The following is a 14,115-nucleotide window of genomic DNA, read 5'->3' as shown; positions in this document are numbered from 1 at the left end:
CTCATGCACCATTCCCTGCTGACCATGCAAATCTCGACCAAGCGCCCTTTCCTTTCGCTGATCCTCCCCGTGCTCAATGAAGCGGCGACAATCCGCGCGCAGGTAGCGGTGCTTCAGGAACTGCGCGGCCGCGGCGCCGAGCTGCTGCTGGTCGATGGCGGCAGTAGCGACGGCACGCCGGATCTGGCGCGGCCAGGGGTCGACCGGCTGCTCGAATCGCCGCGTGGCCGGGCATCGCAGATGAACGCGGGGGCAAATGCGAGCCAGGGCGAGGTGCTGCTCTTTCTGCACGCCGACACCACGCTGCCGCCAGCGGCCGACGGGCTGATCCGAGCCGCGATTGCGGGCGGTGCCGCCTGGGGACGCTTCGACGTGCGCATTGACGGACGCCAGCCACTGCTGCGAGTCGTCGAATCGATGATGAACTGGCGCTCGCGCCTGAGCGGCATTGCCACCGGCGATCAGGCGATTTTCGTTCGCCGCGAGGTTTTCGAGCGCCTTGGCGGCTATCCCGAACTGCCATTGATGGAGGACATTGCCTTGTCGAAGCGGCTCAAGCGCATCTGCCGACCAGCCTGCCTGCGCGAACGGGTACTGACCTCCGGGCGACGCTGGCAGAAACACGGCGTTCTGCGAACGATTTTGCTGATGTGGCGCCTGCGCGCGAGTTATTTTCTGGGTGCGGACCCGCAGCAACTGGCGATTCGCTATGGCTATCTGCCGCGCCAGCGCTGAGCCACTCGGCATCGCCGTCTTTGCGCGCGCGCCACAGGCCGGTGCCGCCAAGACCCGCCTGATTCCAGCCCTCGGTGCGGTCGGCGCCGCCCGCCTGCAACGCCGGCTGATCCTGCATGCGCTGGCGGTCGCGCAGGCTGCGGCGATCGGCAGAGTGACGCTTTGGGGAACACCGGACGACCAGCAGCGCTTCTTTCGTGCCGTGCAGCGCTGTTGCGATGTCGATCTGTGCGGCCAGTCGGGCCTGGACCTCGGCGAACGCATGGCGGCGGCTTTTGCGGCGCAGGCCGGACCGTTGCTGCTGATCGGCAGCGACTGTCCGGCGCTGCAGCCGGCGCATCTGGTGGCTGCCGCCAAGATCCTGCTCGAAGAGCGCCAGCACGCCAAGGACGCGGTGTTCATTCCCGCTGAAGATGGTGGTTACGTGCTCGTCGGCCTGCGTTGTCCGCAGCCGCAACTCTTCGCGGCCATCGAGTGGGGGAGCGAGCGGGTCATGGCCCAGACGCGGCAGCGCCTGTCCGGGTCGGGGCTGCGCTGGGGCGAGCTGCCCCGGCTGTGGGATGTCGATCGGCCGGCCGACCTGCTGCGCCTGGCCACTCTGGAAGGATTTGTCGAATGGAGCCAATGAATACCAGACGCCGGTGGGCTTCGCTGGCGCTGCTGATGACCCCGGTCATCGGCGTCGTCAGCGGGTTTTCAGTCTGCCCGGCGCGCGCCGACGCCAGGCGAGTCGAGCTGCCGAGGTTTTCTGCCGCGCTGCCGGGAAATCATTTGCCGAAGGAATGGCTGCATCAGACCTTGCCCTCGGTCGAGCGGCCGAACCGTTTCGATCTGCTGGCCGATGCTGGCGTGACGGTGCTGCGGGTGATTTCCGACCACTCGGCGTCGAGTCTGGCAATCGCAGAGCGCGTTGACCCGGCGGTGACACCCTTGCTGCGATGGCGCTGGCGAGTTTCCAAGGCAGTTTCCGGATCGGACCTGCGGCGCAAGGCCGGTGACGATTACGCCGCGCGTGTCTATGTCCTGTTCGATCTGCCACCGGAGCGGCTCGGTGTCGGCGACCGCATGAAGATCGCTGCGGCGCGCGTCCTGTATGGCGCCAATCTGCCGGCAGCAGCGCTGTGCTACGTCTGGGGTACGGCGCAAGTCGCCGGCGAATCGGGATGGAATGCCTATAGCGATCGCCTGCGGATGATCGTCGTCGATTCCGGCAACGCGCACTCCGGAAAATGGCGGGAGGTCGTTCGCGATGTCGCCGCCGATTTTCGTGCGGCCTTCGGCGATCCGGTGCCGGCGATCTCGGGTGTTGCCCTCGCCGCCGACACCGACAACACCGGCGATCGCGTCGAGACCCACTTCGGTGACCTGTGGTTCGAGGCACGACCGTGAAGATCTCATGGACCGTCCGTCGATCGTCGATGATCGCGCCAGCCGCCGCCGGAGCCTGTCATGTCAGGAGGGATGGCTCCGGTCAGCGGTTTTGCAGCAGCTTACTGAGTCTGCTGAATGCCGGCGACAACCCAACCGGACTTGCCGTCACGTGGCTTGACCAAGTGCCAGATTTCGTCGAAGGGCTCGGCGGCGGCGTCCTGGTTTTCGCGGATCATGCCGCTGAAACGCGTGCTGACAACGTAGCGGCCTGGCTCTTCGGCGACATCGATCACTGCTGCCTCGACGCTGACGACATCGGTTTCCTGCCTGGCGTTGCCGCGCTCGCGAATCTGCAGGCTGATCTCGGCAAACATCTCTGGCGTGGTGAATTCACGGATGTCGTCGAGATTGCCGACGTCGTTGGCGGCCTGCAGGCGGATGAAGCTGAGCTTGGCGTTGCGCACGAAACCGGCGACGTCGAAGTCGGTCGGGATGTGTCCGGTGGCGACACCGGCTGCGTCGTTGCTACCGGATGCCGGCAGGGAAAGCTCATGGTTGCCCGTAGGCGCGCCGCCGGCACCCGCCGCCGCGTACTGCAGGCCGCCGCCAGCAGGTTCGCGAGCAGCGGCGCGGCGACGCATGACGAGGCCGATCACCATCAGTACGGCCATTACCAACAGGCCAATCATTAGCATCGAAGCGAGTTCCTCGCCGAAGCCGAAGTACGAGGCCAGCGCGGCCAGGCCCAGGCCGGCGGCGAGTCCGGCCAGCGGCCCCATCCACGAACGCTTGGGTTGCGCGGCTGCCGCGGGCATCGCGCCTGGCGTCTGCGCTGGCGAGACGGCGGCTTTGTCGGGGGTGGTGGACTGACGTTGCATGCCGGTGGACTGGCCGCCGCCCAAACGTTTGCTGGCGGCTTCCGCATCGCCGAACGCAAGTGTACAGCCCAGTGCCAGAACGGCGGCGAGCAGTGAAAAGGTTTTCATGGATGTCTCCTGTGAGTGGTCGAACAGGCTCGAGAATAGACACTTGGAGATCATCAGAAAAGCAGAATTATCTGGAACGATACTTCGTAAAAAACTGATGATTGACGTCCGCAAGGCGTATCCTGCTATACCGCGCTCTTGTTCCTCGGCCTGGAGAGCCCCGGATGCCGCGCCTTGCGTACCGGCAGCAGCGGCCCGTCAAGCGCGTTCACGACATCGGTGTGGGCGCTCGACGCCTCACCAAACACCTCCTTGTGCGCCGCTTCGCTGATGGCGACGATTGCTGGGTGGGTCAGCCGTCGCTCGGTGGTAATCGCGAAGAGCTGTTCGCCGATGGCGTCGATGTGTCCGACGATGTCGACACGATACTGTTCACAAACGTAGGCGGCGATTGCGCTCGGGGCGACGAAGAGTCCGGCAGCGGCTTGTCCGAAAGCCTTGAGCAGCGCGCTGTCGTCGAATTCGCCAACGATGCGCGGATGCAGCCGTTGCGCTTCGAACCATTGTTCGAGCCGCGGGCGGATCGCGACATCGTCACCCGGCATCAGGAAAGGAGCGCCGTCGAGCAGCGCCGGGAAGGCGCCGTTCAGGGTCTTGATCAGCGCCGCTGCGCCGAACACCATCAGCGTACTCTCACCGAGCAGGTGACTGTAGCCGCGGACATTGAGATTGGCCGGGATCGGGCGGTCGGCGATCACCATGTCCAGACGATGGATGGCCAACTCCGCGAGCAGCGAGGTCAGGCGGCCCTCGCGGCAGATCAGTCGCACTGGTTCCGGCAAGCGCAGGGCTGGTTCGACCAGCCGGTGTGCCACAGATTTGGCGACCGAATCGGCGATGCCGATGGTAAAAGGCAGGCTCTTCCTCACGCTCTGGTCGCGCGCCGCGTCGAGCAGTTCGTCGCCGAGAGCAAAGATCTCTTCGGCGTAGCTGAGGATGCGCCGGCCGGCGTCGGTCAATTCTAGGCCGCGCCCGGCGCGGCGGAACAGCGCTACGCCGAGACTTTCCTCCAGCTCGTGCAACTGGCCGCTGATCGATTGCGGCGTGAGATGCAACTGTTCGCTGGCGCGGGCGATCGAACCGGACTTGGCGACCGCCCAGAAGTAGCGAAGGTGCTTGTAGTTGAGTGTGCTCATGGTTCCAGAATCATCCAAAAAATCGATGTTTCTTTAAATTATATTCGATTTGTTGGATTCGTCACCCTGCGCTACAGTGGCCCCCGCTGTCACCACTCAACTCTCAACTTCAAGGTGCCCTCCCATGCAGATATTCATTCAGGCCCGAGGCTTCGATCTCAGCGCAGATTTGCGCAAGCATGTCGAGCGTCGCATTCACTTCGCGCTCGACTGGGCCGATCAGCACGTGCGCAAGGTTTCGATCCGTCTCTCCGATCTCAATGGTCCTCGTGGTGGAGAAGACAAGCGCTGCAGCATCCAGGTGGCGGTTCCCGGCGCCGCGGACGTGCTGATCGAAGATACAGAGCCCGACCTCTATGTCGCCATCGATCGCGCCGCCGATCGAGCCGGCAGGACGTTGGCGCGTCAGGTAGCGCGGCAGCGCGAATATCGCCATGACAGTCCGCGTGATGGCAACACGAAGAATGCCGCAATCGCCGGGGAAGCGGAAAGCACGAGTGCTGCTTCCCCATTCATCCACTCTGGCAAGTGACACGGCCAACAGTATTCACGGAGATCGAATCATGAAACGGATCCTCTTGCTCATCGGCACCAACCTGGCGATAATGCTGGTCCTGGGCATCGTCTGCACGCTCACCGGAGCGCACAAGTTTTTTTTCGGGCAACGGGCTCGACCTTGGCAAGCTGCTGTTCTTTGCGCTGCTGATGGGTTTCGGGGGGGCTTTTCTCTCGTTGTGGATGTCGAAGACCATCGCCAAGTGGAGTACCGGCGCACGCGTCATCGATACGCCGGCCAACTCCTCCGAGCTGTGGCTGGTCGATAGCGTGCGCCGCTTCGCTGACAAAGCCGGAGTGGCCATGCCTGAAGTCGCGATCTACGAAGGTGAGCCGAATGCCTTCGCCACTGGCGCCAGTCGCAACAGCTCGCTGGTTGCGGTATCCACCGGCCTGCTGCAAAGCATGACGCGCAGTGAAGCCGAGGCAGTGATCGCTCACGAAGTCGCACACATCGCCAATGGCGACATGGTGACCCTGACGCTGATCCAGGGGGTAGTCAACACTTTCGTCATCTTCATCGCTCGCGTCGTCGGCTGGCTGGTGGATTCGCTGCTGCGCAGGGGCGGCGGCGAAGAGTCGGGACCAGGCATTGGCTACACTATCACCGTGGTGGTTTGCGACATCGTCTTCGGCATCCTGGCGAGCATCATCGTCATGTACTTTTCGCGGCAACGTGAATTCCGCGCTGACGCCGGTGCTGCACAGTTGATGGGATCGCCGCGGCCGATGGCAGCGGCGCTGCGTCGCCTCGGCGGCATGGAAGCCGGCGAACTGCCACAGAACGTCGCCACCGCCGGCATCAATGGACACCCCGGCTGGATGGCCCTGTTTTCCAGCCACCCACCGATCGAGGAACGCATCGCGGTGCTGGAAAGCCGATCCTGACCCACCGGGCAGACCATTTCAATCGACAGCAATCAATCAGAGATAAATCCCATGAAAGATATCGCCAGGTTCACCGCCGGCTTCGAACGTTTCCAGGAAAAGTATTTCGCCGAGGAGCGTGAACTTTTCGAACAGCTTGTCCGCAGCCAGAGCCCCAAGGCGCTGATCGTCGCCTGCGCCGACTCACATGTTGATCCTGCACGAAACGCCTTCGAGGGCACCCGCTCGAGCCAGCAACCCGTTTCCGGAATCCGCTCGTGAGCGCCGTCGAAACCTTCGCCACCGGCTCGATGTGGGCCGGCTTCATTGTCTTTGTCCTGATCATGCTGGCGCTTGATCTGTTCGTCTTCGGCGGACGCCAGGCGCATCGTGTCTCGGTTAGGGAGGCATTGGCCTGGGTGCTGGCCTGGATGGCGCTGAGCATGGCTTTCGCCGGCCTCATGTGGTGGTATCTGGACGGCGCACTCGGTCGCGAGATCGCCAACCGCAAGACCCTGGAGTTTCTCGCCGGTTATCTGATCGAGCAATCGCTGTCGGTTGACAACATGTTCGTTTTCGTGATGATCTTCGGCTATTTTGCGGTGCCACCGGAATTGCAGCGTCGTGTCCTGCTGTATGGCGTACTTGGTGCGATCGTCATGCGCGCGACGATGATTCTCGCCGGCGTCTGGCTGGTGACGCAGTTCTCCTGGTTGCTCTATGTCTTCGGCGCCTTTCTGGTCGTCACCGGCATCAAGATGCTGATCTTCGCCGAGCACGAACCCGATCTCGAAGCCAACCCGATCCTGCGCTGGCTGCGCGGCCACCTGCGCATTACCGGCGCTTTCCACGGCGAGAGTTTCTTCGTGCGCCAGAATGGTATCCTCTGGGCGACGCCGATGTTCCTGGTGCTGGTGCTGATCGAGGCCAGCGACGTGGTCTTCGCGGTGGACAGCATCCCGGCCATCTTCGCTGTCACCACCGACCCGTTCATCGTCTTCACCTCGAATATCTTCGCGATCATGGGCCTGCGCGCGCTCTACTTTTTGCTCGCTGACATGGCCGACCGCTTTCATCTGCTCAAGTATGGCCTCGCCGTCGTGCTGATGTTTATTGGCGGCAAGATGCTCGCGGCACCATGGTTCCATCTGCCGATCCAGTGGTCCCTGGGAATCGTCGCCGGCATCCTGCTGATTTCGGTTGCGGCAAGCCTGGCCTTGACGCAGGGAAAGCCGAGTGCGACCAGTGCTGGAGATGCATCCTGAGCGAAGCGATGCCGATACCCGCAGGCGGAGAACGCAAGGCCCAGGATCGCCTGCGCACACTGTTTCCCATGCGGTGCGGCGCCCCGGAATAAGCTTTTGTATTTCCACGGCGGTTGATTCAAGGGAGCGATATGCTGGAAAGCAATACAAGTAACGACAAAACGATCGATTTTCTCAATCGGGTGATCCGTCAGGTCTCCAGAGTGGTTGCGGTGATCATGGTGCTGGTGATCATCTGGGGCGTTGCCGATATCGTGTATGTCCTTTATGAGCGCCTGATGGCACCGCCCTTCATGCTGCTGGAGATCAAGGACATCCTGGCCACCTTCGGCGCTTTCATGGCCGTGTTGATCGCCATCGAGATTTACCACAACATCATTCTGTACGTGGCGGATCACCGCGACCACCGGCTCGCCGTGGAAATCGTGCTCGGCACCGCCTTGATGGCGATTTCTCGAAAGGTGATTGTGTTCGATTTCAAGGAAATGACTGCAGAATACATGTACGGGTCGGCGGCGGTCATCTTCGCGCTGGTAATAGGCTACTACCTGATCGCGGTACGTGGCGCCCAAACCGCGCAGGCTTCTCGGGTCAAGAGGAATCTCGATGAAGAACCATGACCCATGGCAGAAAATGGAACCCTGGAGCATTGATGCCGCTGCGCCTGCTGGCCTGCCTGGATGCATCCTCTCAGTCAACGCGCTGCTCGGATTTTTCCAGGAACATCGTGCCGAGGCCGCGCTGGCTGCGCTCAAGAACATGCATTTGTCCAGGGCTATATGGCGCATCACTCTGAATCACACTCTTGCCACTCGGCCATAGCGACAAGATCAAGCGGGCGGTGGTGGCGTGGCACCTGGCGCACCTCGTAAGGCTTGGACGCACTCATCCTGAGCTGTCCGCCTGCGAGTTGTTCAGCGAAGAGGAATAGCCAGGCGCATATATACAGGGCGCTTTGGTGGGCGAATTCTTGGCGTCTGCTAGCCTTGCGATGCGTGCAATAGCGCGCTGCGCCTGACAAAAATCGGGGCGCGCGGAAAGCGCTGCCTGCAAGGCGCTGATCGCCTGTGGGAAGCGTCGCAGGCGGAACAGCAGCAGTCCAAGCTCATACCAGGCTCCGGCCAGGGTCGAGCCATGGCCGCTGGCAGCCTGCAGGCACTGCGCCGAGGCATGCAGGCTGCCGGTGGGCCGGTGAACGTCGCCTTCGGCCGCATTGAAGGCCTGCATGGCCTCGCTGCGACGCCTGGTGCGGTAATAGACCAGGCCGAGCAGTTGCAAGGACACGAGGTCGTCCGGGATCGCCTGCAGGATGCTGCGCGCCATCCACTCGGCCTGCGCGAACTCGCCACTCTGATAGAAGGTGCCAAGCAGGTCAAACAGGGCGTTGATCATCGCCAGTCCTCCATTGTGTTCTTGAAACGAGCGGCTTGCCTCTTGCCGCCTGGTGAAGCGAGGGCATCAACCGAGTTCGACCGGCACGAAGATCCTGGCGTTGTCACGTTCGATCAGCAGCGCCACGTTCTTGCCCGCCTTGTCGAGCAGCGCGCGCAATTGCGCGACATCCTGGACCGTCTGGCCGTTGAGCGAAACGATGACGTCGCCAGGCTGGATGCCGGCCCGCGCGGCGGGTCCGCTGACACTCTCGACGATCAGCCCGTTCGGATTTTCGACCTGCCGACGCTCGTCCGGAGTCAGGGAACGCAGCGCCAGGCCGAGTCGCGATTTGTCGGCTTCCCCGCCAACGGCTGAGGCCAGCTTGGGAGTGGCAATCTCGCCGACAGCGAGGGCAATGTCGCGGCGCATTCCCTTGCGCCACACCTGCAGTTTGACCTGGGTTCCGGGCTTGAGCGCAGCGACCAGTGGCGGCAGCTCGGACGAGCGGACGATCGTGGTGTCGTTGAGCTTGAGGATGATGTCGCCAGCTTCAAGACCGGCGACGGCAGCTGGGCCGCCTTTCTCGACAGAACTGATGAGGGCGCCGGCCGTAGCCTGCAAACCGAACGATTCCGCAAGTGCTTGTGACACTTCCTGGATTGTGACCCCCAGGCGTCCATGACTGACCTTTCCGTGCTGCACCAACTGCTCCTTGATGTTCATCGCGACGTCGATGGGGATCGCGAAGGAGACACCCTGATAACCGCCGCTGCGGCTGTAGATCTGCGAGTTGATGCCGATCACTTCACCGTCCAGATTGAGCAGTGGTCCGCCGGAATTCCCAGGGTTGATTGCCACGTCGGTCTGGATGAACGGCACATAGCTGTCGCTGGCCAGCGAGCGTGATTTTGCCGAGACGATTCCGGCGGTGACGCTGTTCTCGAAGCCGAATGGTGCCCCGATGGCGACGACCCATTCGCCGACCCGCGCGCGCGCCGGATCGCCAAGGCGCAGGACCGGCAGATTCGTGGCATCGATGCGCAGCACCGCGACGTCGGTCAGCTTGTCGAGGCCGACGACCCTGGCCTTGAATTCACGTTTGTCGGTCAGCTTGACGATCACCTCATCGGCATCGGCGACGACATGTGCGTTGGTCAGGATCAGTCCGTCGGCGCCGACGATGAAGCCGGAGCCCTGGCCGCGTGCGGGTGTACGCTCACGCGGCGGCGGCATGCCAAAGCGGCGGAAAAACTCGAACATCGGATCGTTGGGGTCGATCGTTGCGGCCGTCTTCGACAAGCCACTGACGCTGATGTTGACCACCGCCGGACCGCTGTGCTCGACGATCGCGGTGAAATCGGGCAGTACCATTCCCGACCGGGGCAGGGCTGCCGGAGCCGGTGCTGTGGCGGCGAACGCCTCACCGGGAGGGATGACTTCGCCACCGAATTTTGCGTAGCCGGCGCCGAGGGCGGCGACCAGCGTCACGGCGAACAGACTGCGCTTGAGGGGGTTTTCTTGCATGGTGATCTCCTTTTTCGTGGCAGAACCGGAAGCGCGCGTGGCTTCCCGCGCGTGGCTTCCCATTCGGAAACGATAGAAGAAAGTGACTTAAAGCGGACTTAAAGGGGCAGCAAGCGAGGGAATTCAACGCGCGCGCGCAAGCCACCCAGGTCGGCATCGTCGAGAAGCACGTGTGCCCGATGACGATCTGCGATGGCCTTGACGATCGCCAGTCCGAGACCACTGCCGGCGGTGTCGGTTTGCGCTCGGCGATAGAAGCGGTCGAAGACATGCTCTCGCTCCTCGGAGGGAATTCCTGGACCCGAGTCGCAGACTTCGATGAATGTTCCGCGTTCGTCTTCGCCGCTGCTGACGTCCACTTTACCTCCTGGTGGGGTATAGCAGACGGCGTTGCTCACCAGGTTGCCGACCAGGATACGCAGTGCTTCCGGGTCACCCGTGACCACCCCCTCGCGAGCCGTTGGCGTCACACCGAGGTCGACCCGCCGAGCATCCGCCAGTGGCAGATGCTCGGCGATGACTTGTGCTGCCAGCTCGGCAAGCTGCACCGGTACCAGTGGTCGCTCGCCACCGCCCGGTTCCTGGCGGGCCAGGGTAAGGAGTTGCTGCACCGAATGGGTGGTGCGCTGCAGCCCGCCTTTGAGTTCGGCGAATGCTTCGGCACGTGACCTGGCATCGCTGGCGCGTTCGGCGAGCTGGACCTGCAGGGTCAGCGCCGCAAGCGGCGTGCGTAGTTCGTGCGCGGCATCGGCGATGAATTCGCGTTGCGCCACCAGCGCGCGCCGCAGGCGATCGAGGAGTTCGTTGAGCGCCCGCACCAGCGGTAGGACTTCACTGGGCACCCGGCTTTCGGGCAAGGGGTCGAGGGCTACCGGTGTGCGCGTGCTGACTGCCCGCGCTATTGCATCGAGAGGGCGCAGGCCGCGGCCGACGACGATCCAGATCAGCACCCCGAGCAGTGGCAGCATCAGCAGGAACGGCGCGACGGTCCGCCAGGCGGCTGCGAGCGCCAACTGGTCTCGCACTTGCATTGGCTGCGCCACCTGGATCATCTGGCCGGCCTGCTGCATCCCGAAGACTCGCCACTGGCCATGGCCGGTGTCGATCGTCGCAAAACCGATCGGTGCCTGGTGAGGAAGTTCCTGGCGGGGATGCGAGAGGTAGATGCGAGTCCCATCCGGACCCCAGATCTGAACCGAGAAATGCTGCGCGTCTTCGTCGATCCCAAATTCACGCAGCGGCCCGTTCTGCAAGGCATGATCGCGAAGAGTGAGCGCCAGCTGGCGCAGTTGATAGTCGAACATCGCCTGTGCCTCATCGCGCGCCGTTCGGTAGGTGGCGAGCGCACCAAGCAGGGTGGTCAGCATGATCGTGGACAAAAGTGCCATCAGCAGCTGCTGGCGGATCGATTTCATCCGCTTGGGGGCACCAGATATCCGACGCCGCGGATGTTCCTGATCCGCTCGGCGCCGAGCTTTCGTCGCAGGGAATGGATGTAGACCTCGACGGCGTTGCTCTCGATTTCCTCACCCCAGCCATACAGTCTTTCTTCGAGTTTCGCTCGCGACAGCGGCACGCCGGGTTGTTCGAGCAAAGCCTGCAGCAGCGCAAACTCACGCACCGAGAGCAATACCGGCTGGCCATTCTGCGTAAGCTCATGGGTTGCCGGATTCATGCACAGCTCGCCGATGCGAATCACCGGGTCGGCGCGGCCGGCGTGTCGGCGCAGCACGGCGCGCAGGCGTGCGCACAGCTCGTCGAGATCGAATGGCTTGACGAGATAGTCGTCGGCACCGCTGTCGAGTCCGGTGATGCGATCGGCAACTGCATCGCGGGCGGTGATTACTACCACCGGGATGCGATTGGCGGCACGCCGTAGTGTCGTGAGAATGGCCAGACCGGACCTGCCAGGCAGGCCAAGATCGAGCAGCAGCATCTCGTAGGGAGTGGTCGCCAGAGCCAGTTCGGCGTCCTGGCCGTCGCGCACCCAGTCAACCGTGTAGCCGTTCTGTCGCAGACCCTGCTGAACGCTTTTGCCGATCATCGGATCGTCTTCGACGAGCAGTACGCGCATCGGATCAATGCCTGATCTGAGTGGATTTGCGGACGTACATGTACATGGCAGGCTCCGATGTGGTGATCACAGTTGTTATACTGCGCCGGCGCCTGGCTGATTTCAAGAACCTGCCGCGGAAGTCCGGCCACGATTCTGCTCCCCTTCCACCGTCACGAAAAATGTCGATCAGCGCTATAAAAACAAGCCCTTTCAGGGAGATGACCATGAAACCGATTGTCTACACTTGTTCACTGCTATTGCTGATGACCGCAATGCCTTCGATCTGCGCCGCGGGCATGTTGCGCCAATATGCCGACGAGCTGAACGAAACCGTCACCCTGGTGAAGACCGGCGCACTCAAGCAGGCTGTTGCAAAGATTGAAGGAGCCAATGAGGGGGACGACAAGGACATTCTCTACTTTTTCGAGAAAGGGGAGTTGCTCAGCCTCGGCAGCAACTTCACCAGCAGCCGCGAAACCTGGATGAAGGGCGATGAGATCATTCAGGCGTGGGAAAACGAATTTCGTACCAATCCAACGAAGATGTTTGGCGACATTGGCAGTTTTCTGATCAACGACAAGACCCGCCGTTACGATGGGCAAGACTATGAAAAGGTGTTGCTCTCGACGCGCTTGACACTGAACCACATCATGCTCGGCAATTTCGACCATGCCCGCATCGAGATGAAGAAAACCTATGAGCGTGAAAAGCTGATCGAGGCTTTCCGTGAAAAGGAGTACGACGCTCTCCAGGCCGAGTCGAACAAACAAGATTCGGGTCAGGTCAGCAGTCTTGAAGGCTATCCAATGCAGGAACTCGATACGCCGGAAGTCCGCGAGTTGAAGAACGGTTTCCAGAATGCCTTTGCGCACTATCTGGCTGGTTATTTTTTTGAAGTCACCGATGAACCTTCGCTTGCCGAACCGGGTTATCGCAACGCGCTGCAACTGGCTCCGGGCAAAGTCATGATCCAGAGTGCTCTCAATGATCTTGGCAAACGCGTACCTGGCCCGGGCGAGACCGATGTGCTTTTCGTTTTGGAGACCGGATTCGCGCCGCGCATCGACTCGTTGACTATTTCGATCCCTATCATGCGAAAAGGAGGAATGCTCATCACCCCCCTCTCCTTCCCGGTGCTCAAGGCTTCAGAACAGGTATCAGTGCCTTCCTCGCTAGCGGTTGCCGGAGGTCGATATCCGGTTGAGACACTGACCAATATCGACACCATGGCGCGGCGTCTGCTCAAGGATCAAATGCCGGGAATCATCCTGCGTACGGTCATCCGGGCGGGGCTCAAGTCAGTCGTCCAGGAACAGGCCAACAAGGCGCACTGGATCGCCGGGATGATTGCCAATGTCGTATCGGTGAGCACCGAGCAGGCCGACGACCGCAACTGGCGAACCCTGCCGGAACGTATTTCCATAGCCCGTGCCATTCTTCCGCAGGGTCGGCAAATCATCGAATTTCAGACCCAAGGCGGCCACTACCGCACGGAAGCAGACGTCTCCGGTCGCTTTACCATCGTGCCGATCCGCTTTACCGGGAACGCAGTCTATGTCGGACAACCCAACCGTGCCAAGGACGTCGCCGCTGGGTTTCTGCCTGCCAGTACGATTTCGGCAGGCGGCATTGTCCCGCCTGCACCTGACTCCAGTGGCTCTTTGGTGCCTTCCGTAGCCGCCGTACCGGCCAGGGCCGACTTGGGGAAGCGTGTGCAGGTTGGAGACACCACCTACATCGGCGACTTTCGCTTTGCCCAACCCAGTGGCCAACCCAGTGGCAAGGGGGTAATCGAGTGGCAGAATGGGCAACGCTTTGAAGGCCAGCTTGAAAACGGTGTCAAGCAAGGCTATGGTGTCTTCATTGCGCCTGGAAGTTTCCGTTATGAAGGCAATTGGGAGGACAACAAACAGAACGGTAAAGGGAAAACCATCTTTGATAACGGGGATGTTTACGAAGGTGAAATACTGAACGGCGAATTCCACGGCCAAGGCAGTTACACGACAAAAGCCGGTTCCCGCTACGAAGGTTCCTGGAAAAATGGCGTCAAGGAAGGGCCGGGAAAAATTACCTTCCCCGATGGCGATTCCTGGGAAGGAATCTTCAGCAATAACGAAAGAACCGACCAGGGGAAAATGACTTTTTTGCCCAAGCCTGAGATGGGATCAAGGCCGTAAGAAGAGCCCAAGCCGACCTCCGCCAACAAGAAATAAAAAAGGCTGGGCGGGAATGTCCCGTCCAGCCAT

Annotated in this window: 14 protein-coding genes and 1 pseudogene; 9 read left to right on the top strand and 6 right to left on the bottom strand. The window is 61.7% G+C overall.

The window, feature by feature from the left end:
• Nucleotides 1–24: 24 nt before the first annotated feature.
• From E4Q08_RS06095 to E4Q08_RS06085, 3 genes are read left to right on the top strand one after another with little or no spacing between them, the layout of a single operon-like run.
• Nucleotides 25–735 (top strand): TIGR04283 family arsenosugar biosynthesis glycosyltransferase, encoded by a 711-nt coding sequence (locus tag E4Q08_RS06095; RefSeq protein ID WP_034918041.1) that lies wholly within the window; start codon nt 25–27, stop codon nt 733–735.
• On the top strand, nt 710–1,363 hold the full coding sequence (locus E4Q08_RS06090; protein ID WP_034918018.1) for a TIGR04282 family arsenosugar biosynthesis glycosyltransferase: 654 nt from the start codon (nt 710–712) through the stop codon (nt 1,361–1,363). The genes E4Q08_RS06095 and E4Q08_RS06090 overlap by 26 nt, the downstream gene beginning before the upstream one ends.
• A complete protein-coding gene (locus E4Q08_RS06085; RefSeq protein WP_248594727.1) occupies nt 1,360–2,124 on the top strand; it encodes a DUF3047 domain-containing protein in 765 nt (254 codons plus the stop codon). The genes E4Q08_RS06090 and E4Q08_RS06085 overlap by 4 nt, the downstream gene beginning before the upstream one ends.
• A 101-nt stretch (nt 2,125–2,225) precedes the next feature.
• Here the strand turns inward: E4Q08_RS06085 and E4Q08_RS06080 are convergent, their stop codons facing one another.
• Together E4Q08_RS06080 and nhaR are read right to left on the bottom strand one after the other, a co-directional pair.
• Nucleotides 2,226–3,092 carry a Tim44 domain-containing protein gene (locus tag E4Q08_RS06080; protein WP_169069712.1) on the bottom strand — a complete coding sequence of 289 codons (867 nt, stop codon included), beginning with the start codon at nt 3,090–3,092 and terminating at the stop codon, nt 2,226–2,228.
• Between the two features lie 125 nt (nt 3,093–3,217).
• Complete coding sequence (gene nhaR / locus E4Q08_RS06075; RefSeq protein WP_169069711.1) at nt 3,218–4,228, bottom strand: transcriptional activator NhaR; 1,011 nt, start codon at nt 4,226–4,228, stop codon at nt 3,218–3,220.
• A gap of 124 nt (nt 4,229–4,352) precedes the next feature.
• Here nhaR and E4Q08_RS06070 point away from each other — a divergent pair, with 124 nt between their 5' ends.
• The 5 genes and pseudogenes from E4Q08_RS06070 to E4Q08_RS06050 all read left to right on the top strand — a co-directional run bounded on the left by E4Q08_RS06070 (nt 4,353) and on the right by E4Q08_RS06050 (nt 7,535).
• Nucleotides 4,353–4,760 (top strand): HPF/RaiA family ribosome-associated protein, encoded by a 408-nt coding sequence (locus E4Q08_RS06070; RefSeq protein ID WP_169069710.1) that lies wholly within the window; start codon nt 4,353–4,355, stop codon nt 4,758–4,760.
• Nucleotides 4,761–4,791: 31 nt separating this feature from the next.
• A pseudogene (gene htpX, locus E4Q08_RS06065) lies at nt 4,792–5,671 on the top strand (protease HtpX).
• Between the two features lie 51 nt (nt 5,672–5,722).
• Nucleotides 5,723–5,932, top strand: a complete 210-nt coding sequence (locus E4Q08_RS06060; RefSeq protein ID WP_034918024.1) for a carbonic anhydrase — start codon at nt 5,723–5,725, stop codon at nt 5,930–5,932.
• A 29-nt stretch (nt 5,933–5,961) separates the two neighbouring features.
• Nucleotides 5,962–6,915: a TerC family protein gene (locus E4Q08_RS06055; RefSeq protein ID WP_034918052.1), complete on the top strand. Its 954-nt coding sequence runs from the start codon at nt 5,962–5,964 to the stop codon at nt 6,913–6,915.
• Nucleotides 6,916–7,046: 131 nt separating this feature from the next.
• Nucleotides 7,047–7,535, top strand: coding sequence for a phosphate-starvation-inducible PsiE family protein (locus E4Q08_RS06050; RefSeq protein WP_034918028.1), 489 nt, complete (start codon nt 7,047–7,049; stop codon nt 7,533–7,535).
• A 265-nt stretch (nt 7,536–7,800) separates the two neighbouring features.
• Here E4Q08_RS06050 and E4Q08_RS06045 read toward each other — a convergent pair whose 3' ends face one another.
• From E4Q08_RS06045 to E4Q08_RS06030, 4 genes are all read right to left on the bottom strand, one after another.
• Entirely contained in the window at nt 7,801–8,307 is a 507-nt protein-coding gene (locus E4Q08_RS06045) for a tetratricopeptide repeat protein (RefSeq protein WP_034918034.1), read from the bottom strand.
• Between the two features lie 66 nt (nt 8,308–8,373).
• Nucleotides 8,374–9,813 carry a DegQ family serine endoprotease gene (locus E4Q08_RS06040; protein ID WP_169069709.1) on the bottom strand — a complete coding sequence of 480 codons (1,440 nt, stop codon included), beginning with the start codon at nt 9,811–9,813 and terminating at the stop codon, nt 8,374–8,376.
• A gap of 98 nt (nt 9,814–9,911) precedes the next feature.
• Nucleotides 9,912–11,201 (bottom strand): ATP-binding protein, encoded by a 1,290-nt coding sequence (locus E4Q08_RS06035; RefSeq protein WP_248594726.1) that lies wholly within the window; start codon nt 11,199–11,201, stop codon nt 9,912–9,914.
• A gap of 23 nt (nt 11,202–11,224) precedes the next feature.
• On the bottom strand, nt 11,225–11,887 hold the full coding sequence (locus tag E4Q08_RS06030) for a response regulator (RefSeq protein WP_034918748.1): 663 nt from the start codon (nt 11,885–11,887) through the stop codon (nt 11,225–11,227).
• A gap of 206 nt (nt 11,888–12,093) precedes the next feature.
• On the opposite strand from E4Q08_RS06030, the gene E4Q08_RS06025 reads away from it, so the two are divergent.
• Entirely contained in the window at nt 12,094–14,046 is a 1,953-nt protein-coding gene (locus E4Q08_RS06025) for a hypothetical protein (protein ID WP_169069708.1), read from the top strand.
• The last annotated feature ends 69 nt before the right edge of the window (nt 14,047–14,115 follow it).

It is taken from the genome of Candidatus Accumulibacter contiguus (assembly GCF_012940005.1).
Taxonomy (GTDB): domain Bacteria; phylum Pseudomonadota; class Gammaproteobacteria; order Burkholderiales; family Rhodocyclaceae; genus Accumulibacter; species Accumulibacter contiguus.
Note: the sequence above shows the minus strand (reverse complement) of the source record. Positions and strands in the feature narration are given on the sequence as shown.